This is a genomic window from Dyadobacter koreensis (assembly GCF_900108855.1).
Classification (GTDB): Bacteria; Bacteroidota; Bacteroidia; order Cytophagales; family Spirosomataceae; genus Dyadobacter; species Dyadobacter koreensis.
Map to the genome: position 1 here is coordinate 444222 of NZ_FNXY01000005.1, position 23363 is coordinate 467584.

Below are 23363 nucleotides of genomic sequence, written 5' to 3' on the forward strand. Positions count from 1 at the left end.
TCGAGACACCAAATTGTCCGGCAGACAATAAACAAAAAGCATTCAATGAAATATTTTTATTCCCTTACGCTCGGCTTATTACTCTTAATTTCTAGTTGTAAAAAAGAGTCAGATATTATCGCTCCTGTTTTGGGTATTCCAACCGTAATTACTCACCCATATTCAGACCTAACGAATTATTCTGTTAAAATCAGTGGTGCGATTGTTAAGGAGGGGGATTCGAAGATTATTGAGTCTGGTTTTCTTTTAGATACCATTCCCACACCCACGGTTGAAAAAAATGCGAACAAATTTGTTCGTGAATTGGATACTAATGGTCATATGTCAGTGACATTAACCGGCATTACAGATGAACATAGAATTTATATTCGAGCCTATGCCTTAAACTCTAAAGGTATTGCTTACGGCAACGAGATAAAGTTTACTGGTCTACCATCTAAGTCTTTTCCCGGAAGCATTTCTCTTTCGAGCCAACAGGAGGTGATAGAATTTGGTAAAAACCATTATACAAGTGTGGGTGAATTGAAAATCACGGGTACTGTAACAGATCTGTCACCTTTAAGTACTATAGCTTCAATTGCCTATGGATTGTATATTCGAAATACTACTGCACTTTCCAGTCTGAAAGGATTGGATAATTTTGAAGCTGCTAATTCACTAGGTCTTTTCCATGGGATGTATATTGAAAACAATTCAATGCTTAGAAGCTTACAAGGATTGAATAAAATGGTAGCAGCAAAGGGTGAGTTATATATCATTAACAATGACGAACTAACTGATCTCGAAGGGTTAAATAGCTTAGCTTATATACATTTTGGAGATTTAATGATTAAAGGGTGTGAAAAGCTGAAGAACCTTAATGGACTGGAAGAGCTAGGTTGGCTCAATGGTGATCTGGTACTTATTGATAATCCACAACTTGCCGATATCAAAGCATTGAGGAAATTGAATACCGTGACTGACAATTTACATATATCAAACAATCCGTCATTGGAAAATCTGATTGGACTTGAATCATTGCGAAAGGTGGAATCCATACAACTTGAGGACAATCCCTTGTTATCGGATTTAAATGGTCTTATTAATGTGGACAGTATAGCTGGATTATCTATTTCAAATCACAAAATGCTGAAGAGTCTGGAATCGCTCTCAAAAATATCAAATATTGATTTTTTGACGGTTTCAGACTGTCCGTCACTTCAGACTATTGCCGGGGGTAAGATTTTCAAAAGTATCCATGGCGTTATTTTAAGAAACACAGGTTTAACATCATTGGATGGTCTTCAAAACATGGTAAGTGCACGTGTTATTGAAATATTTAATAACGGAAAATTAACGGACTTGCAGGGGCTCAACGGTTTGCGGCTGCTTGAAGGGGAAACGTATTCGTTATTAATTCATAGTAACAAAAAGCTCATTAGCCTCTCAGGTCTAGAAAATTTAAGACGGGGTACATCTCCAACAGGAGATGGAAGTGTACAAATAATTGATAATCCATTACTTGAAAATTATTGCGGGCTTAGACCCCTGCTTGCTTCCAATTGGTTCGGTTTTTTTTATGTAAATGGGAATCTAAGAAATCATACCAGAGAAGACATAATCAGTATGTGCAAAATATAAATGGATTAATAGGTTGATCTCTACTTATTCTCGAACCTTACTGAACAACTAAGCAGTTAAGCTATTGTTGAAATAAGATATATTAATCGAATTTAGTATGTTAGTTGCTTCTTTAGACATAGGCCCCCAGTAATAATAACCGTTCCGGCCCACTCTTTAGGATTAGCACCATAAATTTCCTTTGCTTTATACGTATGTTCGCCTTCAGATAGTTGGCTGAAGGTCGTAGCAAACCCATTCCCACATTCTGGCTCCTGGGAATTGACGTCCTCAATATTGCCTATAAAACCAAAATTATCAATAGAAACCGCAATATCCGATTCTCCTTTGCTGTTCATCCAAAACATCACTGATCCTAAGATGTTTTTAACAATGACTTGCTGTGTCACAGTAATCTCTCCCCCTTTCCCCTTAGCTGTAACAGAAACATTATATGTTCCATTTTTGGAGTAAATATGAGTGGGGGATTCAATTTCGTTAAAATGCCCGTCTCCCAAATCCCAATAGAAATTTTCAGCATTTGAACTATTCACCTTAAAAATCACCATCCCCTCCTTACCATATTCTATAGAAAATGAAATTACAGGCTGCGGCTCTTTTTTCGAGCAAGAGAAAAGAATTAAGAGCAAAGATATTGAATACAAAAGACCGATACTAAAAACTTTAAATCTGATATAATTTAAAATATTCATAAAATTATTCTTTGTCAAGTTGTTTTGAACAATTTATCATTAATATGCTTTTATCTATTGAATATTCAACTTGAAATAATTATCATCGATATGATCCATTAATTTCTGTTATGGTGTATGTAACCTTAACAAATAGTTTGCTGTCTTAGCAAGGATATAAAATTACAATTATTATTATCTGCTAAAAGACAAAAATCAAGAAAAAGCATAATTACTGAAAAGGCTTTATGGACGTAGTCAACGTTTTATTCCTTTTTTCAGTTTATTCCAGTTTGTTTTGCCCATCACAAAAATCAAACAGATATGATGGACACAACGGTTTTAATCTCACTCTCAGGTCAGCAGCTGCATGAGCTGATCGAATCCTCGGTTAGAAAAGCACTGCAAGTGCAACCGGTTCTCAAACCAGATGACACCGACACGCTCCTGGATACAAAGGAAGCAGCCCAGCTCATTAAGTATAAGGAGACCTCTATCTATGGGCTGGTGAAAAGAAAAAAGATCCCGTTCTGCAAAATTGAGGGTAAGCTTCTATTCTCCAGACAAAAGCTTCTGGAATGGGTAGCTAAAGGTCAAAACGAAATCTCGGGTAAGCTATGAAGAAAGAAACCAAGTATTTACGTATCGGCACTAGCTACTTCAAGGAAGTTCGCAAGCCACTCTCTTCTGGAGATACCATGACAACCCTGATTCCCTGGTCTGCGCATTGTATTAGATTGGATCATGGTAAAACATTTCTAAAAGATAATGTAGGCCTGTATGACGGCTTTTGCTTTGTGCCCAGTCATCTGCAATATGAACAGAAGGTTGCTGGCTTTTACAACCGTTACCAACCGTTTCAGCATACGCCCCGTGAAGGTGATCCGGCTACCATAACCGGCTTCCTTCACCATATCTTCGGAGAGCAGATCGAGATGGGCTATGATTATTTCAAAGTGCTTTTGGAAAAGCCTACGCAGATCCTGCCCATCTTGTGCCTGGTCAGCGAGGAGCGCAATACGGGGAAAACGACATTCCTGCATTTTGTCAAATCTATTTTTGGAGAAAATATGACCATTAACAGCAATGAGGATTTCCGCTCAAACTTCAACATCGAGTGGGCCCAAAAGCTAGTCATTGGCGTAGACGAAACATTCCTGGACAGAAAGGAGGATTCTGAAAGGATCAAGAATCTAAGTACAGCCAGGTTTTATAAAGCCGAAGCAAAAGGTTTTGACCGGCAGGAAATTGAGTTCTTTGGAAAGTTTATTTTATGCAGCAATAACGAAGACCATTTTATCATTGCCGAGCCAGGCGAAATACGCTACTGGGTACGGAAGATTCCTGCACTTAAATTCGATAATGAACAGCTTTTGGCTATGCTTCAGTCGGAGATTCCCTACTTCATTCATTTTCTTATACACCGGAACTTCGCCTATCAGCAGCAGACACGCATGTGGTTTACCGCAGGTCAACTGGCAACACCTGCATTGAAAAAACTGCTCAACCAGAACCGGAATAAACTGGAACTCGAGATTGCGCATATCCTTCTGACCATTGTGGACGAAAAAGACCTGGACGAGATCCGGTTCTGTACCGCAGACGTCCAGGACTGGCTTAATAAAAAGCATATCCGCTACAAAGATCTTATCCAGATAAAACGGATACTGCAAAACGTTTGGAAACTGGTTCCGGCCAAAAACTCACTGAGCTACCCACAATACAAGTTTCTGACCGATGGCAGTGTCTCAGAGCAAACGGGGAAAGGCAGGTATTATACCTTGTCGAAAAAGCAAATAAATGAGTACAATGATATCTTCTGATATTTTGATGAATTGATGAGATAGAGATTTAATATATTAATAATCAATAAATTATGGCGCATCAAAATCGCATCAGCAGCGCATCAAGCCTAAAACCATGATGCAGAATTCGATGCTTTTTGATGACACTTTGATGATTAGCTAAGCTATTGAAATAGAACAAGATAAGCGTTTGGCGCATCAAATCATCAGTTTTTCAACATTTTAACTCCTTTAATTATGACTTGCCAGCAAGCCAAAGAGATATCTATTGTAGAGTTCCTGAAAAGTAATCATATCCTGCCTGAATACATTCGTGGAAAGGATCATTGGTATCTGTCTCCATTGCGTCAGGAAAATACAGCCTCTTTTAAAGTTAACTCCGAGCTCAACCTGTTTTATGATCATGGAAGTGGCATTGGCGGAGATATTATTGATCTGGGATGCCAGCTGTTTAAATGTGATGTGAAAGAATTATTATCAAAGCTTGAATTCGATTCTTTTTTATTTCAACAGCAACCGGTTTTTAAGCGACCATTACATATACTGAATAGCGTTACCCAGAATGCGGACTTTTCGCCAATAAAAATTATGCATGTTCAGCCATTGGGTAACAATCCTGCGATCACGGATTATATCAAGTCAAGAGGGATTGCTCCTGAAATTGCCCGACAATATTGCCAGGAAGTTTATTACCACATCGGAGGCAAAAGCTACTTTGCAGCAGGCTTCAAAAACAACTCCGGTGGGTACGAACTTCGCAGTCAGTACTTCAAAGGCTCCTCTTCTCCCAAGGATATCAGCCACATCGAAAATGGCAACCAGTCGGTTTGTGTAATAGAGGGGTTCATGGATTTTTTATCCCTTCTGACGCTGAGGAAAGAAGAGCCGATCCGTAGTGATTTTCTGATCCTGAACTCTGTTAGTTTCGTGGATCGCAGTATGGAGATTTTGAAAGATTACAAAAATGTGTTTCTATATTTGGACCATGATAACGCAGGCAGAAAGGCTTTGGGAAAATTTGAAGCATCTGGTCTGAACACCATCGATTCATCAGGTACGTATCAGAAGTTCAAAGATCTCAACGAATATTTATTAGACCAAGACACGAGGCAGCAGGAGCAAAGCCAACGCAAGGATTTGAAAAAGTCTAGGGGACTTGGCATATAAGTGTCTTTAGGGAGCAAGTTTGTGTTTTCGCTTCGCAAAAACCCGTCCCGCTCCCACGTGACTCAACTTGCCTTTTTCTCCCGCTGGTCGCAAAAGGTTTGTAACAGATAATGGTATGTGTGATGAAAGAGACAGAAAAGAGAGACCAGAAATCTTATAATCCAAAAGGCGGCAGACCGCCCAAGAAAGTCAAACGCGAAAGTCAGCTGATGGTCAGGCTGACGGAAACCGAACGGTTTCTGATCGAGACGAAAGCCCGAGAAGCAGGTATGAAACCCAGCGCATGGTTTCGGCTGGCTGCTAAAAAAGCCAGGGTTATTGCCAGGCTAAAACCCGAGGACGCAGGACTGTTGAGAATGCTGGCCGGCATGGCAAACAACCTAAATCAACTTACACATCTGGCGCATACGGACGGGTTACTATCTGTTCAGAAAAAATGCCGGGAGCTGCTTTCTGATATTGATGATGTACTTAAAAAACTAAAAGACGATGATCGGTAAGGTAACAGTCGGCAGCAGTTTTGCAGGGGTTGTCCGGTATGTTATTCAAAAACCGGAAGCCAGGTTTATCTATGCAGAGGGTATCAGAATGGAAAACGTTCAGACCGCAATTGATGATTTTAATATGCAGCGAAAATTAAACCCAGACCTACGCCGGGCAGTCGGCCATGTTGCCCTGAGTTGGAGTAAAAATGACGCCGACAAATTAACGAGTGAAATCATGATGCAGCGGGCAAAGGAATATATGCAAAAGATGAAGATCAATTCAACCCAGTACCTGCTCGTCGAACATAAGGATAAAAACCATCCGCATGTACATCTAATCTATAACCGCGTCAACAACGAGGGCAAAACAATTTCTGACCGTTTTCAAAGAGGAAGAAATCAAAAGATCTGTAAAGAGATGACCTTGAAATACGGCTACTACCTGGGTAAAGACAAATCCCAGGTCAACCGTTTGCAGTTGACTGGTGTGGATAAGATCAAATATGAACTGTATGACGCCATTACGGCTGCCAGCCAAACGGCGCGAAACTGGAACGAACTGGAAGCAGCTCTGAAAAAGCAAGGAATCGGTTTGGTACTGAAATACAAATCCGGAACTGAGCAGATCCAGGGTATCAGCTTCAGTAAAGGTGATGTAAAAATGAAAGGATCTAAAATCGACCGAAGCCTGAGCCACGGCAGACTGGATGAGAAAATCCGGCAGAATCAGAAACGGTTGATTGTTGGCCAGGCTGCCTCGCCAACCTCAGTAAAGCCGGACATACACAGTCAACAACCTGCCTTCCAGGAACCTGTCAAAAGATTGGATTCCAATGACAATTTGCTCAAAGATCTAATGAGCCCTGTCGAATCGCATTCACAAACAGACTCGTATGAGCTCAGACAACGAAAAAGAAGAAAAAAGTATAAAGGACAATCACTATGAAAAAGATAGAAGAACAACTCGACGCAATAGAGGAAGTGCTCACGCAGCTGGTTAAGAAAATCTCTGCTGCCGAAGAACAGAACAAAAATCAGAAAGTCACGCCGGATGATAGAATCAGTAGTATGCTGACTGAAATTAATACCCAATTAAAGAAACAGCCATCCGGGCAGTTGTTAACTGCTCAAATCAATGGTTTACAAAAGAGTATTGAAACCATTTCGCAGCAATCCCAGGTCAGCCACCACCATCATTTTGACCTGCAATCCAGGGGTTTTATTATTTCAGCCGCAATTCTATTGATTGTATCTGCTATTAGTGTCGGCATTGCCGTCACAAACAGCGGCGAAAATAGCCGGCTACATGCAATGGATGTTAAATATCGGATGATCCGGCAGGTCAATCCGGAAATTGCTGCCTGGACTGATAGTATATATTACCACAATCCGGAGCTGGCAGAACAGGAGACAGCAAAACGGGAAGCGCATGAGTTGGTAGTAAAGGATGCGGAAGCACTTTTGAAACAGAAGCAGCAGGAGACTAAAAATGCTCAGATTCTCCTCAAAAAGCTTAAAAAGGATTGATTTTGGCTTTTGCTGCTCGATAATGCCTTTTATTAATCTAAATGGACGCGTTGGGCAGCAAAAGTTTATGAAAGTTCGTGTTTGGCAGGAAAAGTTAAGCTTTGGCCGCGTTTATCTCACCGGCTACCAAATCTGTGAAAAGTATTCTTGCCTGTCTTATGGCGATTGCTGCTGATTAGCCGGGTTTAGATCTTTACTATTTACAGGGGCTAGCTCGTGCCCGAACATTCAAAGTACCTGATTTACCTTTTCGAGGTTCAGATTTCTTTTATCCTGCTCGATTTTCCGGATTACCGTGAGTGCGATCCCGGCTCTGGATGCCAAATCTTCCTGAGTCAATTTTACTTGCTTTCTTTTTCGCTTAACGAATTCTGCTAATTTTTCCACTGGTTATATGTTTAAGCATATAATTATTCCAATATGCTTAAATTTATATGCAAAAGCGTACAATTTGTCCAGTATTTTTTTACCCATGGTATCAACTTTAGGACTCATATCCCAAGTTTAATTCTTGGGCTTGATGAGCCATTAACTCCAGGCTGCTTTTTCTCACTAGCTTTTGCTCCATTTCATAAGATAGTAATACTTCTAATGGAATTTTTCTACTGCTTTCAACTTTCTTCAATGGGATTACACCTGTTTCAAGTAGCCCCATTATATGCAGCTTGGATACATTCAGGATGTCCACCGCCTCCTGAGTACATAATTCAGAGTCAGGCGGTGTCAGGGAAATTGCCTTTCCTTCTGCCATGCATGATAAAATCTGCGAAAGAAATCTGAGTGCTGTAAGGGGGATCTTAAAGATTTCGCTACTCTCTTCCATCTTAATATGTACAATATCTGACCTGTAGTTAGCCACTGCTGCGGAAAAGTTGAATACTGATTCGCTTGCCATTTTTTGTTCTCGGCGAGTTGGCTTTTTCAATACTGGTTTGATCTATTTCAGGGAATATCTTGTTCTTTGTTCGCAAACAAAGAACAAAGCTGTTATATAGTAATAGAGGGAGAGAATAACTTCTAGGGATTTTTTAATTGATAGCCGAAGTGACGTTTCTTTTCCTAAATCTAAACTAACGACTTTCTTAGTTTAGATTTAGGGTGGAAAACTAAACTAACGATTCAATTAGTTTAGTTTTTGTATCATTTCTAAACTTACATTGCTTTCTAAAAACAGTTTTGAATTTTTAAGGAAATATGGCTTTAAAACCGTTTTTCTGCAATACCGATGAAAGCTTATTTTTGATTTAATTTCCCTTCCACTATTCTGGTTAGTAACTCATTTTTATCCTGTTCAGCTTTCAGAAGACGTTCGTACAGAAGCTTGTTCTCTTCTAAGACCTGAAAAAGTTTTTCTACAGGGTTAATGTCGCAATTTTGAAAAATTCCAATTGTACCAGTGCTTGCATTAGAGCCCTCGTAATTATTTTGAATATTAAATATTGCAGTTTCTTCATCAAAGTTCTTTATCGCATCTGCCGGTACCTTTAGAATGTTGGCAATCTGATCTAAAATATCTTTTTCGATAGTTTCTTTCTGTTCAAGCAACGACACCCTTTTCTGAGTCCAGTCACCACCCAATTCATAAGCAAGTGCCTCCTGCTTTATTGACATCATTTCCCGGAAACGCTTCACATTTCTGCCTTGGTGTATGTTTTTGGTCATATCAGATGATGAGCTCATGCCGTAAATGTAATGCTAATAGATTGTTATCAAAGTTCTAAAATAGTCGTTTCTGGCTAAAATTCCCAATTTCAGAATTTTTTAGAAATCGGGTTTAGCTCAATTTCCGGAATGGTTTATCATAACTGACAGCATTATGAGATTCATTTCAGAAGATGACGCAGACGTTCGCCCGCTTTGGATGTCGCCACAGGAAATTAGCGATCCGTCCGAATTCATTCGTCAATTTTGCAGGATGCACAGCATCGCTGATTGCAGGTTTTTCCTTTGGCAAATGTTAAGCAATTCCGTTTCGGCTAATAACACGGATGCAGACGCATCTGCCGGAGAACAGCTTTATTTTTTTGAAAACCTGATGCCCTTTATAGAGGCAGTTTTCTTATTGCAGTATACTGATGCGGAAAAGGTTGTAGACGTAAGTTCCGAAAACAATGCCTACCATGAGAATATCGAAAGTTCGGTATCAGACAAAAACTCCGTCATGGGCGCTTCCGACTATTTTCCGTTAACCGATCAAATTGAAAAGAGTAAACTCAAAAAGAAGCTTAAAAAGTTAAAGTACCACTCAGTTTGGTACAGGGAAAGGATAAATGACCCCTGTCAGGTTATACAGAGTTTCTTTGACTATTCTTCACTTATGAGCTTCAAAACGAATTTATATGAAATATTGAAAGTAACGTCGGAGGATTATTTTTATCAGAAAGGAAGCCCAAACAGTGTTTCGCATCATCTTGAAAGACTTGAGTCTATTATCAATGTGGCCTATCTTATGAATGGAGAAAACCTGGGGCATATAGACATAAAGTCCAAATTAGAAGATCCGCAATTGCCTCCCGTAACTCAGGAAATGTCTCACTCCTTGTTAACAAAGGAAGAAATACTGAATCCAGAAAAAGTCCTAACATCCTTTTTTGACTACAAATCCCTGAAAGAGTGGAAGAAGGCCTTGATCGAAATCAATGATTTCGCATTAAGCAAACATCCTGCCCATGAATGGGGTGTATGGATTGACGCACTTCCGGTTTTTGTACATTCAGTTAAGCTTGCAGAAGCTTTGTGTCTGATTGGATGCAGTGAGGAACAACACATCGAACAGAGATAATACACTCCATCTTAAATAAATAAAACTTGGAAAGGAATCGGTTTGGCTTAATCGTAGTCACTTGACAGACATATTTGCCGAGATTTCAAGACAATTGGTAAGAGTGCAAGTGCGAACACTGTATTGATAAAGGTGGGTTAGAGAAGTCCGTAGTTATCGCAAATTTTGCGATAACTACGGCGGTCTACAAGGTATACTAAGTAGATCATGATAATAGTAAAATACATTAATTCAGTGAGTTAAATTTAGCTCCAACCTTTTCCAATTTGGAAAAGGTTGGAGCTAACGGAAAAAAAATGCACTTTGTATAACCTGGATGTAATCATACTTGTTGGTTACCGGCTCAATTTAGCCAAAACCACTCAATTCCGGCAATGGGCAACACTTGGCTTAAAAATTATCTGATCAAGGGTTATCCGATTAATGAGAAACGGCTGAATCAAAAGCAGCAAGAGGTGCAGACCTTAAAGGATGGTATCCGGATACTGAGTCGGCAATGCAGATCTGACATTGCTCCGCCAATTCGCGAAAGTTCTTGAATACTGGACGATTACGATAGTTAAAAATTAGATCCGAAAGGCATTACAATCCGGCAGCGGAGTATTTAGATTTACCGGAATACAGAATAGCATTACGCAGTCTGTTTATTTGAATTTGGGACGTTGTTTTCTAAAGGATAGTTGGAAGGTTATAGCAACGGGGTTGTCAAAATAACCATTGTTCTGAAAATAGTTTCCAGATATGGATTATCTATTCGAAACTGGTGGGATCCGAAGCATTCTGTGACTTTCTTTAAGATGAGTATACAAACTGCTACAATCCGTAGCAGTTTGTATAGGATGTAATTTGCTATTCTTGAGCAAATTATACCCCTTGATAAAGTTTAATTAGGCCAATGGAACTCACATCGAGGGTCGGTCGAGCGATTTATTACTAAATGCTGTTAAAATTTTCATTTAATTCTAATTTCATTTTCAACTTCAACTTCATTCTCTATTCTAATTTCTTCATAAATAGGAATTTCAGCACCAAGCACCTCAATTGAAACTGTAAATGCATATGGTATTTTCTCAAAATCTTTATCCCAACCCTTATGCCCGCGGATAGCAAATGACAATTCTTCACGTAGCTGGTACGATTTCAAGATAACCCAGTCCTTTTGAAGACTACCTTGATTACGATTTATTTCCAAAACTTCGCCTAAATCACTACGCTCCCTAATTTTCCATTGTATAGCTTGTCCCCCTTCATTTTGTGCTCGTTCGCGCCGAGACCCATCGTCCGGCTTCAAAGCTCGTTCCGAAAAAGCATTAAATCGCTCATCTAATTTCGACGAAGTCCAATCCAGCCAAGTTGCTAAATAGGATTTCAGCCGTTGCCTGGTTCGTCGCACTTTGGCTGTATATGCAAGCGTAACTTCGATCAATACATCATATTCATTTCCTGGATCGCGAAGAGATTCAGGAAGTTTTAGAGAATAAAGATGACCTTCATTTGCAGCAATATTATTGGTACTATAAAATGTAGCTCTGTAATCTGTATTCCTAGTAACACGATCGATAGATGGCACGCCGTAGCCAAGCTGGCGAATTCCTAGGAGAGTTGGACTATGGAATAATTCATTGGGAAGGCGTGCCCCTTGTACTAGTAGAGCACGAATTAAATTAATACCTTCATCAGGATAAAGCCCTTTGAGCACTGCCGCAATATGAGTAACCTTAGGTGCACTGTAAGAAGTACCGACCGCAGACTTTCCAATTGCTGATCCTCCATGAAGCGTAGAATGAACTAATTCTGTTGCCGTATCTACATTTGACACCACTTGCATTAAACCATTTTTGGACACAACAATTCCACCGCCATACTCGACCAAATCGGGTTTAATCTGTCCCCAGATCCCGCTACCAATTCTCGAATATCCTGAAACTTTATCATTACCTCCCAGTGAACCCCAATCCTGATTGTCAAAATCTACGTGATCAATTGATCCAACTGAAATGCAAAAACTACTCTGAGCAGGATTGGCGATGCGGCAAAAAGGATTTTCTAAATAGGCAGGATAGTTCCGATTAGTTCGAAGATATTCGCGAAGAGAAGGAAACGGTACATTTCCTGCGGAGAGAATGAAAAGGACGTTATTTTGATGCGTCAACTTGTCAATGGTTGCTGCCCAAGATGACATGTGTTTCAGCCGAAATGGCCTAGTCGAGTTAACCGACAAATTATACAAAGAACAATCACCATTGTCGTCGACAATTCTCTGCATTAGTTCTGCTGGATATTTTTCCTCCAAATTGTTATTGTCATTCAAAATTCGAAGATTTCGAACAAAACAGGGGGGTGAGTAAGGCACTGTCAGGATTGATAACCCTTTAGGATACAAGACCGCACCTGCAACTTTTGTTCCATGCCCGCCGTCAATAACGTGATCGGCGGTAGAGGGATTGTTGACAAGATATGAGATTGAACGTTCTGCATCAATAGCCGAAGCTAGATAGCGATGACCTTCCATTATTCCGCTATCTATTATTCCAACAATCGGAGCATTATCAGACGGAGGTAGAATTTCAATATCATTTAGAACTACTTCTTGGCCTGCAGTATCGCCTATCGATGTATCCTCTATCTCTATTACTTCAAAGACAAATGGGTAGTTTTCTACAAGATCTTTTAACCCCTTTCCGGAAATTTCAACCTGAGCACAGAAACTATCGTCTAATCCAACAATATCGCTTTGCCTTGAACCGTAAAATGAAATAAAGCTGTCGAAGTGGGCTTCGCGTTGCATTAGCGCTTCGTCTCTTTCTTCTAGTTTTTTAGAATATTCTTCTAATCTGAAATCTCCGCCTCTTTTGCTTGAATCTGGCCGTGCACCTAGCGGTTTCGCAAAGGCGACGGATACTTCAAGTTTGAATTGATCATCGTCTTGAATATCGCCCCATCTTGCAAAAAGGTCTTCGGAAAGAATATGTTCAGCACGCCAAAGATTTCTATCGCCATCAATGATTTTCCACAAGTCACCAATCTTCGCGCTGCCACGTTTTGCAGCCACAAAGTCATCTATTTTCTCTTCAAGTGATCGAAAATTATCAAAAGCAGCACCTATTATAAAGCCATCATCTTCTTCTGAAATGATTTCAATGCCGAAGGATTCCAAGTCAAAAGTGGGGAGTAACAGATCGGGATTGATTTGAAAAAGAACTGTGACAACATCCTTGTCCAAGGGTGCGAGATTATTCTTTTCTCTCTCCTTGAATTCGTTTTCCCAACTTGTCTTTGTATCTGTAAGCCAACGTTGTAGCTTGCCTGAGTGACTTTGCCTGTCCGCCTTATTTGCTCTGGTTTCTTCTGCTTCTTGTCCTCCTCCGGGGATTGCGGCTATGCCAGTTTGTTTTGCGATTAGTCTTAGATGAGCGAATTGTTCCATTTATTTTGTGAGGTCTACATTTTCCATAAAGGCGCTTTCAATATCCTTGTTTGATATTTCTGGCCTTAGGCTAATGATAGACTTCTTGGCGGCGTCATTCGCAATTTTCACGATGATTGCGTACGAATGTCCAACCATTTTCTTCGCGTACATCTTCAAGTCTATTTCTTTATTAAGCTTTAATGCAGAGAAGGATATTTTCAACAGTTTCTCGATTTCAAGTTCAGTCGGCTTTTGAAATTCAATAATGTCATCAAATCGTCTAAAAAGCGCCTTATCCAGGCTACTTTCAAGATTTGTAGTCGCTACTAATATTCCCTCGCCTTGGTATTCTTCCAATAAACCGAGCAATACATTCACAATCCGGTGGATTTCACCAACCTCATTGGATGAACTATTTCTCTGCTTACCAATAATGTCAAATTCATCAAGCAACAAGACACATGGAAAGTCACTTAAGCTCTCAAACAAGCTTTGTAGATTCGACGCAGACTCTCCGAGGTATGAGGAAATAATGGAGTCGAACCGTACTTTATAAAAAGGAAGCCCAAGATCCCATGCAATGCGTTCAGCAGCCATTGTCTTCCCGCATCCTGATGACCCGTAAAAAAGGATTTTACGTCGAGGTTTTAGTCCGTGATGTGCAAGGCGCTCCCGCCCAAGATACTCTTTCTCAATCCGTGATATTTTTGCGCCTACCTCGTCCGATAAGACCATTTCATGCCGTAGATGATCGCGTTCGGTATGCTTTGCAAGAGGTAATTTATATCTTCTATCAACAGGAACTTTATATTCAATGTCCTTTACAAGCCTTAGGCTAGGTGTACTCCGCTCTGCTCTCACGTCTTTTGAAGCTTCTTTGCTTGAAAGAATTGTAGTCAATTGATCTGCTAACCTTTCATGACCTTTTTTCTTTTCCTCTTCAATAATGCTGTATGCTACCTTTAAAAGCGGTGAGGTACGCTCACCCTCCATTGCTCTAAATAGGCGTGTCAACAACTCCTGTCTCATAAAATTCAAATTTATGCAAAGTTAGGCAATATTCGGTCCAATGACTAAGCCTATGCTAGATGAATTGGTATGCTTTTGTATTTTACACCATACTGATCTAAACTGCATAGTGCCAAGAATCTACTTACTAGACCATACACCAATATTGTGTGGATCAACCTTCTGAATACGAGTAGCAAACCCTCAATCCACTCCTCCCCGCCATCAGAACTTTCCTAGATAAATTGGCATAACCTTATTACTTTTTGTAAGTGCAGTTTCGTCAAAATGGCCTTAGAGCGGCGGACGAAACAACTGCCTCAGCCTCGCAGAAGTGTTTCATCGCCGAGGTTTGTGGTAAACTCTCCTAAGTAAATTTGACTAGTTTGGATTCTTTCAAATATAACCAGCATTCAGTGAAAATGGGTTCAGTTTGTACAAACTTGCCGGAGAACTTTGATAGAGGTTGGGTCTGGTTAGATGTATTTTTACAATGTTGTGAAGCAATGTACATCTATCAGTGGGTTAATTTTTAATTTTCTGGTAACTGCTATATTTACAAAAGAATATATCACGGTAGGCCAATGAATGAGGCTACTGATAACATGTTAAGCTATACTGTGTGAAACTATTTAAATATGTGTGTCCCGAGCGAATCGATATTTTTGAAATTTATGTATCCGATTTACACAGCCAAGCGACCTGAACGATCCCTTCGAGCTGTTGTTAAACGTGTCCGCCTTGATGACGGAATCTCAATATCGGGCTTTTCATCATCCACTATTGGCCCATGCTGAGATACAAAATGACTTTCATAATCTTCTTCAGAATGTTATAGAGGAAAATTTATCTTTTCTCACCCCGGCCGAAAAACAAGGGGTACAGCAAACACCAGTTTATACACTTTTTATTACATTGACATTAAACTTGAGAAGAAGACAAGGATGATTACAAGCATTATCGAAAAATACCTATTAGGCATTGATCAAGCTACATTTCAAAAGATGATGAATCATCTTTTATTCCTAGAAGGCTACAAGTTTATCTCGTCGCCGGGGTCAGTTGCTGGTAAGAATAAAACAAGTAAAGGTAGCCCTGACAGCGTCTTCGCCGAAAGTGACGGGTTATTTGTCTTCTGTGAGATGACTACACAAGAGAAACTCGCCACAGGCGAGACTTTCCAAAAGAAATTGCGAAAAGACATTCTTCACTGCTTCAATTTAAAGGAGACTGATATCGCAAACGAGCAGATAACAAAAGTTATACTTGCATTCAATCAGAAAATTGAAGCACATGAAATTCAAGAACTTCACAACTTGGTTAAAAAAAATAATCCATATGCGGAACTAGTCATATACTCGATTCAAGAGATTCCGTTTCGCTTGCTGTATTATCCAGGTCTTGCAGATAAGTACATTCCTGGTGTAAAGACTACCCAAGGATCATTTCACACTTTGCCGGATTTTCTGGCAATTTCCGAACGTGGCATTCAACCTGCCTTGACTAATCCATTTGTTGGAAGACAGGCGGAGATTCATGAGGCGCTTACAATGCTGTCATCTAGTGATTTACTAGTATTAAAGGGAGGGCAAGGCATAGGAAAGTCAAAATTCGCAGTTCATTTTGCAGAACATTTGGAAAAAGAGCAGGGTTATGAAATTAGGGTTATCGATAGTAGTCCAGTTCCCATTTGGGACGATCTCCAAACCTTTCTTCTACCGGGACGCAAATATGTATTGATTTTCGACGATGCAAACAAAGCGCTTCCAAACCTCGATTATCTTGTCCAGTTCATCAAGGAGAAACAGGTCGGGTCAATAAAAGTCATAGTTACTGTTCGGGATTACATTAGCCATCTCTTGGAAAAAAGCTTGGTGAACGTTCCCCATCGAATACTCACTATTTTAACACAAAATGAATCTGATCTACGGAAAATAATAGACAAACATATACCCGACCGCATTTATGTCAGCGAACAGGTTATTGATCGAATCGTGTCTATTTCGAAAGGAAACACCAGAATTGCGATAATGGCTATCACATCCATACTTCAAAAGATGGACATTGATATTCTTAAAGATATTTTTTCTCTTTATGATCAATATTTCAAAAATGTCAGACTTGACGTATCAGCATTCGAAAAGTCAACAAAGCTTCAAACACTAGGAATTTTATCTTTCTTAGGAATACTCGATAAAAATGACGAGTCAACCCGACAAATTTTAGAAACAAAATTTGATCTAAACTGGAATGAATTGTGGGAAAATCTACTAGATCTTGAAAGATCGGAAATGGTCGATATTTTCAATCGAGAAACAGCGAAAGTGAGCGATCAAGTTTTAGCTGTTTATGCAATGTATAAAACATTCGTCGATAGCCGTACATCTTCAATTAAGTATTCAACATGGGTATGTGAATTTCTAGACAAGTATTCGCACAAAATTGAAAAATCGATTCTCGACCTTATTAATACATTTGGATATGAAGAACTCAAACCGGCTCTCGAAAGCGATGTGATAGAAATTCAACATGTCGTAGAATCTCAAAACGGGAATCTGCATAAATTCTTTGACATTTTTTGGTTTTATCGAGAGATCGACACACTGTACTTTGTAAAGAGTTGGATAGATCATTTGCCAGGTGACACGATTCAGACTGATGCAATAGAATATGATTATGAAGTGAACGACTTCGTATCAACGCCCCCCTATGTCAGCCTCCTGGTGAAGTTCTGGCGGACAGACACCCCATATACATCCCAAGCTATCGATTTGGGAATCAAATTGATGCACCACCAACCTTCGCGGATACCGCAGACATTAAAATTCTTAGTAGAACATACGTCCTTCAAGCGCTATGATTATAAAAGAGAGTACGTAAGGCAGTTTTCGCTTTTTGAGTCTTTTAGTAAACCAGTTTTTGGAAAAGTTCAAAAGGAAGTAAGTGATGGGATCTTCCTGTCAGCTGCGTGGTCCTTTCTAGAAGCCGAGTATCGTGAACACGAGGGAGGACCAGGCGGGCATTTTGTTATCTACACCTTTAAGCCAGTTAAAACAGATAAGCTCATTGAGCTCCGTGTGCTGATCCTTACACGGCTATTCTCACTATTTTCTGAGTACCCGGTTAAGGTACTCAACACATTCAATGGATATCTACGAACATTAAAGCATTTTGATGAGAATATTGCAGAGGCCGAAAAATCTTTGGTGGATGAGTTTATAAATTCAAATTTGTCAATCGAAGAATATTCTCATTGTGTAATAGCGATTATTTACAAAGATGTTCTCATAAGACATAACAAACCTGTAGACGATATTTTTGACAATTTCGAAAATTCTGAGATACTCAAATTTGCAAATGAATTTAAGTCAATAATAAGAGATACAAATTTGCCAGGAGTAGAGCGATACGAGGTATTGAAAAAGGCGATTCAAAAACGAACGGATGGTGCAACATTTGAATCAGTTAGAGATATCATCAATAATTTTAACAAAATATTTGAATCAACAAACACACTTAACGGAAATAACCATTGGGTAGGCACCGCAATCTATTACCTATTTCATTCATTAGCAGAAACACAACCCGAGTTATATTATAAAGCATTACACTTAATATTGAGTGATAAATTTTCATTTGAGATGGATTATGGTATACTAATATCCTACCCTCTAAGACAGAAACTACTGCCTTGTAATGACATATTTAGGCGGATAGACGACAAAAAGTACCTTCGTAGGGATCAAATGATACTTTCATACTATCAATCTTTTGACGAAACTTGCATCGACGAATTAGTTTTAATCAATTATATAGATTTTCTATCTGTTACAAATGAGAGATTATATTTTTACAACTTTGAAAATTTAGATAGATTCGACAATGTATACAGATCGACATCATTGATTCTGGATAAAAATTTAGAGTTGAATCCGAACATTGTGACTTACTTAGTCGAGCATTTGCTAGTGAGATTGGAGAGAAAAAATCTGGTATTTGAAGATCAGATTTGCGAATTGAGTGTCAAATATTTTACAGACAGACCTGATCTCTTACAAGAAATCTTCTATTATCAACGAGAGAAGGATCCACGCTACGATCATGGCGGAAAAGAGATTCAAGCCATCACCTCAATAGATAAACGTTTTATATTGAAACTCCTAGAAAGGCTACCCCGGAAGGAGTTGAAGGATAGCTATTGGTTCAGTGACCTAGATTTGAGCTTCGTTTGGGAAGAACCTGATTATATAGAAGTTGTTGATTCTGCCATTGAGTCAATCATGAGAAAGTTTCCGTTTACCTCAAACTTTGAAGGAGAAGCGGGAGTTCTTTTCAGAATAGACAGAAATATCAAAGTCTTAACAGATCGCGTTGAGAAATATATTAGCTTATTTATTACTAAGAATTGTAAGTCCCGCAAACATATACGATTGATCCTCAACATAATTACCTATCAATTCAGAGATAAATTACTTCATTTCGTGAAGGATTTTTTAACGATAAACAAGGAACCAAAATTTTTAGAGGTGTACTGGCTTGAAACCAACGGAGTTTACTCAGGAAGTCGAGTACCGAAGATTGAGGCACATATAGCATTCCTAAAATCACTTATTGAGCTAGTCAAGGGGCTGCCCGATCCACTTGATTATTTTGGATATATTCAAGAATGGGAGCGTGAGATTGAATATTCCAAGCAGGATAAGTTACGAGAAATGAGAAGAGATTTTGTTGAATTGGGCGAGTGAAACCATTTTCTTAGGTTCCGCGCTCCAGTTTACATCAGGACATATTCAAATACTTTGAAGCATTTTCTGAAATGGATGATGACAGAGGGGAGGCATTTGAGATTTACTGCTGAGATATTGTATCCTGGCCAGCCAATGGAAATGATCTGGAAGAAACATTGGAAGTTTTCAAGTGGGCCCACCTGGCATCGAACCAGGCACCTACTGATTATGAGATTTGATGACCTGAGGTTGGATAGCCGAACTACGATAAACAATATTTCTGATGAGAATTTGGTAGCCGCCAGTCATACAGGATTTGTTATAGTCACTAGCTAGAGATAACTGTCATGCGGCTAACAAAACTGAAAAAAAACTACCCTAAATGAGACAAAACCTAAAAAACCTAAAACAATACTAATAAAAATGTTCGACTGATGTTCGACTAGACAAAAAAGACACTTACAGGTTTACTTGTAAGTGTCTGATAACCAGTGTCGGGATGACAGGATTTGAACCTGCGACCTCTTGCACCCCATGCAAGCACGCTACCGAGCTGCGCCACATCCCGTGATTTTCCAAGGCTGCAAAACAAATAAAAAAAACGCAGAGTAAAAAGAGTTGAACGCAGAGTTTCACAGAGTTTTTATTTTAACAATTATCTCTGTGAAACTCTGCGCACAACTCCCGTAACTCTGCGTTTAAACAAAGAAGTTTAAATACTCTCGTTCTGCCAGTTTGGGTTGATCACCTCCTGTTTGCCTTTACGGAACCATTTGTCGCGGACTTTTTCGTTGACGTAATACATACACGGAACGAGCAGAAGCGTCAGGATGGTTGAGAAGGTAAGTCCCATGATGATCGTCCAGGCCAGGATATTCCAGAATACGGAACTTGCTCCCCCTGTTGTAAGGTTCGGGGCGAAATCTCTGAACAGCGCCACGAAATCCAGCGTGATACCGAATGCAAGCGGAATCAGACCAAGTACCGCCGCCGAGGCCGTCAGCAATACAGGCGTCAGACGAATCGCTCCTCCTTCGATGATCGCATTGCGTAGCGGGTAACCGCGTTCACGAAGTTCATCAATAAATTCAATGAGCAAAATCCCGTTTTTCACCACAATACCGGCCAGTGCAATAATACCCACACCGGACATGATCACGGAGAATGTTTTATCAAAAATCACAAAGCCAAGCAATACTCCGATCAGCGAAAGCACGATGGTAAAGAAGATGATCAGCGGTTTCACAACCGAGTTAAACTGTGTAGCCAGGATCAGATAAATCAGCAAAATCGCTGCACCAAATGCGCCGGTCAAGAAGTTCATGGATTCGGCCTGATCTTCCTGTTCTCCGCCCATTTTTACGGTATAGCCGCTTGGCACTTTCACATCATTTACCAGTTCCTGAATCTGGGCCACGACCTCGTTTGCATTATATCCAGGTAAAACGTCAGAGCTCAGTGTTACAATGCGTTGCTGATCCTTACGGTTAATCTGACTGAATGTTGTTGAGTAAGAAATGTTGGCTACGGAGGTAATCGGAACCTGACGAAGCGCGCCGCCGGAATTCATATCACGGTATACAATGTTCAAACTCAACAGTTTTTCAATTTGCTGGCGGTCGTCTTTTTTCAAACGGACCATGATCGGATATTCATCTTTCGCATCACGGAATTTGGAAACTTCCAGCCCGAAAAGGGCGGTCCGGATCGACAGCGCGATCTGCGAGGAACTGATCCCTTCACGCTGTGCTTTTTCACGGTCAATATCAATCGTGATTTCCGGTTTGTTCGTTACCAGATCGGATTTCAGCTGGTCAATTCCTGCGATACCGGAGTTTTGTACACGTTTCAAAAGATCTTTTTCCAATACCTGCAATTCCTCAAAGTCGTCACCCGAAATTTCAATCGAAATCGGCTTTCCGGTAGGAGGGCCGGTACTTTCACGTTCTACGGAAATTTCAGTTCCGGGAATTCCGGCGACGGCATCACGTACTTTGGTCAGCAATTCCTGCGTCGAGCGGCCGTCACGGGATTCACTTTTCACAAAAGCCACCGTCACTTTGGACTTATGCGGCGTAGCGGCGCGGTCCGGGTTGTTTGGGTCACCGGCATTTTTACCAACGTTGGAAATTACCGAATTTACGATATTCATCGCTTTCTCCGTTTTCAAAACTGAGAACACACGTTTTTCAATCACTTTGGTAATCGAATCCGTCGTAAGTGCATCCGTTCCCGAAGGCAGTTTGTTGTACACATAAATATAATCCGGATCACCGCTCGGGAAGAATTGCACTTCCGGTTTGGCAATACCGACAATGATAAACGTAGCGATCAAAAGCACGACCATCGAGATGATCGCGAATACCGGACGGTATCCTTTGATCAGCCAGGTGATCAGCTTTTTGTAGTTATTTTTAAGCGCCGGAAGTAATTTATCCTGGAATGGAACAAGGATTTTCGGCGTCAGGATGTAATGATTGAAAACGAAAAGTACGAGGATAATTACAAAGAAGTTACCCACACCGCGATCGACAAAATAGCCAACCAGCGCCATACCTGCCAAAATCAACATCGGGCGCATGATCGCTTTGATGCTCGTGTCGTGTTTTTCTTTTTCATCTTCATGACGGCCCATGAATGTTACCGCAAAAACCGGGTTAATCACATAAGCGACAAAAAGTGATGACATCAGTGTTAAAATCAGCGTCAGCGGCAGAAATTTCATAAAGTCCCCGACAATTCCCGGCCAGAAAAGAAGCGGGAAAAACGGTGCGATTGTTGTCAAAGTACCGGAAAGTACGGGTACGAAAACTTCTCCCGCGGCAGCTTTCACAGCCTGCTGGATCGTCCAGTCTTTATGATTGTTGAACAAACGGTGGGTATTTTCAATAACCACAATCGCATCATCCACCACGAGACCAATCCCGAGCAGGAAAGCAAAAAGTACGATGGTATTCAAGGTGAAAGAAGTACCAATCACCGGTCCTAATACCGGCATTAACACAAAGGCAACGAGCGCAGAAAGCGGTACGGAAAGTCCGATAAAAATCGCATCACGGATACCCATGAAGAACATCAGTACCAAAACCACGAAAATAAAACCAATGATAACCGTATTGATCAATTCATGCAAATCCGCGCGGGTACGTTCCGACTGATCGGCTGTGATCCGGATGTCCAGTCCTTGCGGCAATTCGGATTCCTTCATTTTATCAATGATCACTTCAATATCATCAGCCGCCTTTACCAGGTTGGATCCGGCTCTTTTAATCACGTTCAGCGTGATTACAGATTTGTTATCCAGACGCGCAAAATCAAGTTGCTCTTCAAAACTGTCGGTCACTTCGGCTATATCTCCCAAACGAACAACTGCGCCAGTTCCGGTACGGATACGCAGATTTGCAAGCTGGGTCATGTCAAGGAATTCACCTTTCACACGAAGGGTACGACGCACATTTCCAACTTTCAAATCACCACCTGAAACGTTGATGTTTTCACTTTGAACGGCCGTTTGAATGTCTGTAAAAGTAAGTCCGGTTGATTGCATACGCGGCAGATCCAGGTTAATCTGGATTTCCCGGTTAAGCGCACCGACGATATCCACGCGGCTGATTTCCGGCATGGCTTCAATCGCATCCTGCATATCTTCCGCATATTCCTTCAATTGTTTCAGCGAATAATTACCGGCCAGGTTGATGTTCATGATCGGGAATTCCGAAAAGTTCACATCCTGTGCCGTCGGGCCAGAATCCAGTTCCTGCGGTAAGTCCTGTTTGGCCTTATCAATTGCATCACGGACACGCTGCAAGGCATCGGACACTTCAACATCCGGCGTAAATTCCACCAGAATTACCGAAACGTCCTGCAAAGCGTTAGATTTAATATGTTTTACACCATTGATCGACTTCAACTGTTTTTCAATGGGTTTGTTAATCGTGTTCTCCACATCGGCGGGAGCGGTACCAAAATAGACCGTGTTGATATAAATCTGCGGTATTTTGATATCCGGAAACTGCTCTTTCGGCAGGTTGTTGTATACCACGAAGCCCGCCAGCGTGATGATAACCGTAAAGATGTAAATCGTCGTCCGATTCTCTACGCACCAGTTGGTAAAACTTAGGGTTTTATGATCTTCAAATTTCATGGGTATGCTAGCTGAAAG

17 protein-coding genes and 1 tRNA gene are annotated in these 23363 nt (G+C 40.5%); 10 read left to right on the plus strand and 8 right to left on the minus strand.

The window, feature by feature from the left end:
- The first annotated feature begins 45 nt into the window (after nt 1-45).
- A complete protein-coding gene (locus tag BMY70_RS17515; protein WP_090337409.1) occupies nt 46-1620 on the plus strand; it encodes a leucine-rich repeat domain-containing protein in 1575 nt (524 codons plus the stop codon).
- A 92-nt stretch (nt 1621-1712) separates the two neighbouring features.
- Here the strand turns inward: BMY70_RS17515 and BMY70_RS17520 are convergent, their stop codons facing one another.
- Complete coding sequence (locus tag BMY70_RS17520) at nt 1713-2312, minus strand: PKD domain-containing protein (protein WP_090337412.1); 600 nt, start codon at nt 2310-2312, stop codon at nt 1713-1715.
- 303 nt (nt 2313-2615) lie between these two features.
- Between BMY70_RS17520 and BMY70_RS17525 the strand changes: the two genes are divergently transcribed.
- The 6 genes from BMY70_RS17525 (at nt 2616) to BMY70_RS17550 (ending at nt 7275) form a co-directional block, all read left to right on the plus strand.
- Complete coding sequence (locus tag BMY70_RS17525) at nt 2616-2912, plus strand: helix-turn-helix domain-containing protein (RefSeq protein WP_090337414.1); 297 nt, start codon at nt 2616-2618, stop codon at nt 2910-2912.
- Nucleotides 2909-4114, plus strand: coding sequence for a primase-helicase family protein (locus tag BMY70_RS17530; RefSeq protein WP_090337416.1), 1206 nt, complete (start codon nt 2909-2911; stop codon nt 4112-4114). The genes BMY70_RS17525 and BMY70_RS17530 overlap by 4 nt, the downstream gene beginning before the upstream one ends.
- 219 nt (nt 4115-4333) lie before the next feature.
- A complete protein-coding gene (locus BMY70_RS17535; protein WP_090337419.1) occupies nt 4334-5263 on the plus strand; it encodes a DUF8464 domain-containing protein in 930 nt (309 codons plus the stop codon).
- A 122-nt stretch (nt 5264-5385) separates the two neighbouring features.
- Complete coding sequence (locus BMY70_RS17540) at nt 5386-5763, plus strand: MobC family plasmid mobilization relaxosome protein (protein ID WP_177197056.1); 378 nt, start codon at nt 5386-5388, stop codon at nt 5761-5763.
- A complete protein-coding gene (locus BMY70_RS17545) occupies nt 5753-6694 on the plus strand; it encodes a relaxase/mobilization nuclease domain-containing protein (protein ID WP_090337424.1) in 942 nt (313 codons plus the stop codon). The genes BMY70_RS17540 and BMY70_RS17545 overlap by 11 nt, the downstream gene beginning before the upstream one ends.
- Nucleotides 6691-7275, plus strand: a complete 585-nt coding sequence (locus tag BMY70_RS17550) for a hypothetical protein (protein WP_090337426.1) — start codon at nt 6691-6693, stop codon at nt 7273-7275. Before BMY70_RS17545 ends, BMY70_RS17550 begins: the two co-directional genes overlap by 4 nt.
- A 228-nt stretch (nt 7276-7503) precedes the next feature.
- Here BMY70_RS17550 and BMY70_RS17555 read toward each other — a convergent pair whose 3' ends face one another.
- The 3 genes from BMY70_RS17555 to BMY70_RS17565 all read right to left on the minus strand — a co-directional run bounded on the left by BMY70_RS17555 (nt 7504) and on the right by BMY70_RS17565 (nt 8937).
- Nucleotides 7504-7662 (minus strand): helix-turn-helix domain-containing protein, encoded by a 159-nt coding sequence (locus BMY70_RS17555; protein ID WP_090337428.1) that lies wholly within the window; start codon nt 7660-7662, stop codon nt 7504-7506.
- Nucleotides 7663-7759: 97 nt separating this feature from the next.
- Complete coding sequence (locus tag BMY70_RS17560) at nt 7760-8170, minus strand: MerR family transcriptional regulator (protein WP_090337431.1); 411 nt, start codon at nt 8168-8170, stop codon at nt 7760-7762.
- 338 nt (nt 8171-8508) lie between these two features.
- Nucleotides 8509-8937 carry a helix-turn-helix domain-containing protein gene (locus tag BMY70_RS17565; protein ID WP_090337834.1) on the minus strand — a complete coding sequence of 143 codons (429 nt, stop codon included), beginning with the start codon at nt 8935-8937 and terminating at the stop codon, nt 8509-8511.
- A gap of 154 nt (nt 8938-9091) precedes the next feature.
- Between BMY70_RS17565 and BMY70_RS17570 the strand changes: the two genes are divergently transcribed.
- Together BMY70_RS17570 and rhuM are read left to right on the plus strand one after the other, a co-directional pair.
- A complete protein-coding gene (locus BMY70_RS17570) occupies nt 9092-10057 on the plus strand; it encodes a hypothetical protein (protein WP_090337433.1) in 966 nt (321 codons plus the stop codon).
- Nucleotides 10058-10360: 303 nt separating this feature from the next.
- Nucleotides 10361-10462: a RhuM family protein gene (rhuM, locus tag BMY70_RS31330; RefSeq protein ID WP_229209661.1), complete on the plus strand. Its 102-nt coding sequence runs from the start codon at nt 10361-10363 to the stop codon at nt 10460-10462.
- A 547-nt stretch (nt 10463-11009) separates the two neighbouring features.
- Here rhuM and BMY70_RS17580 read toward each other — a convergent pair.
- Together BMY70_RS17580 and BMY70_RS17585 are read right to left on the minus strand one after the other, a co-directional pair.
- Nucleotides 11010-13484: a S8 family peptidase gene (locus BMY70_RS17580; RefSeq protein ID WP_090337436.1), complete on the minus strand. Its 2475-nt coding sequence runs from the start codon at nt 13482-13484 to the stop codon at nt 11010-11012.
- The gene (locus BMY70_RS17585) at nt 13485-14495 is read right to left on the minus strand and encodes an AAA family ATPase (protein ID WP_090337439.1); all 1011 of its coding nucleotides are present in this window, start codon (nt 14493-14495) and stop codon (nt 13485-13487) included. It lies immediately after the preceding gene.
- 923 nt (nt 14496-15418) lie between these two features.
- On the opposite strand from BMY70_RS17585, the gene BMY70_RS17595 reads away from it, so the two are divergent.
- Complete coding sequence (locus BMY70_RS17595) at nt 15419-19219, plus strand: nSTAND3 domain-containing NTPase (protein WP_090337444.1); 3801 nt, start codon at nt 15419-15421, stop codon at nt 19217-19219.
- Between the two features lie 476 nt (nt 19220-19695).
- Here the strand turns inward: BMY70_RS17595 and BMY70_RS17605 are convergent.
- A tRNA-Pro gene (locus BMY70_RS17605) sits at nt 19696-19769 on the minus strand.
- 144 nt (nt 19770-19913) lie between these two features.
- Nucleotides 19914-23345: an efflux RND transporter permease subunit gene (locus tag BMY70_RS17610; RefSeq protein ID WP_090337449.1), complete on the minus strand. Its 3432-nt coding sequence runs from the start codon at nt 23343-23345 to the stop codon at nt 19914-19916.
- Nucleotides 23346-23363 lie beyond the last annotated feature (18 nt).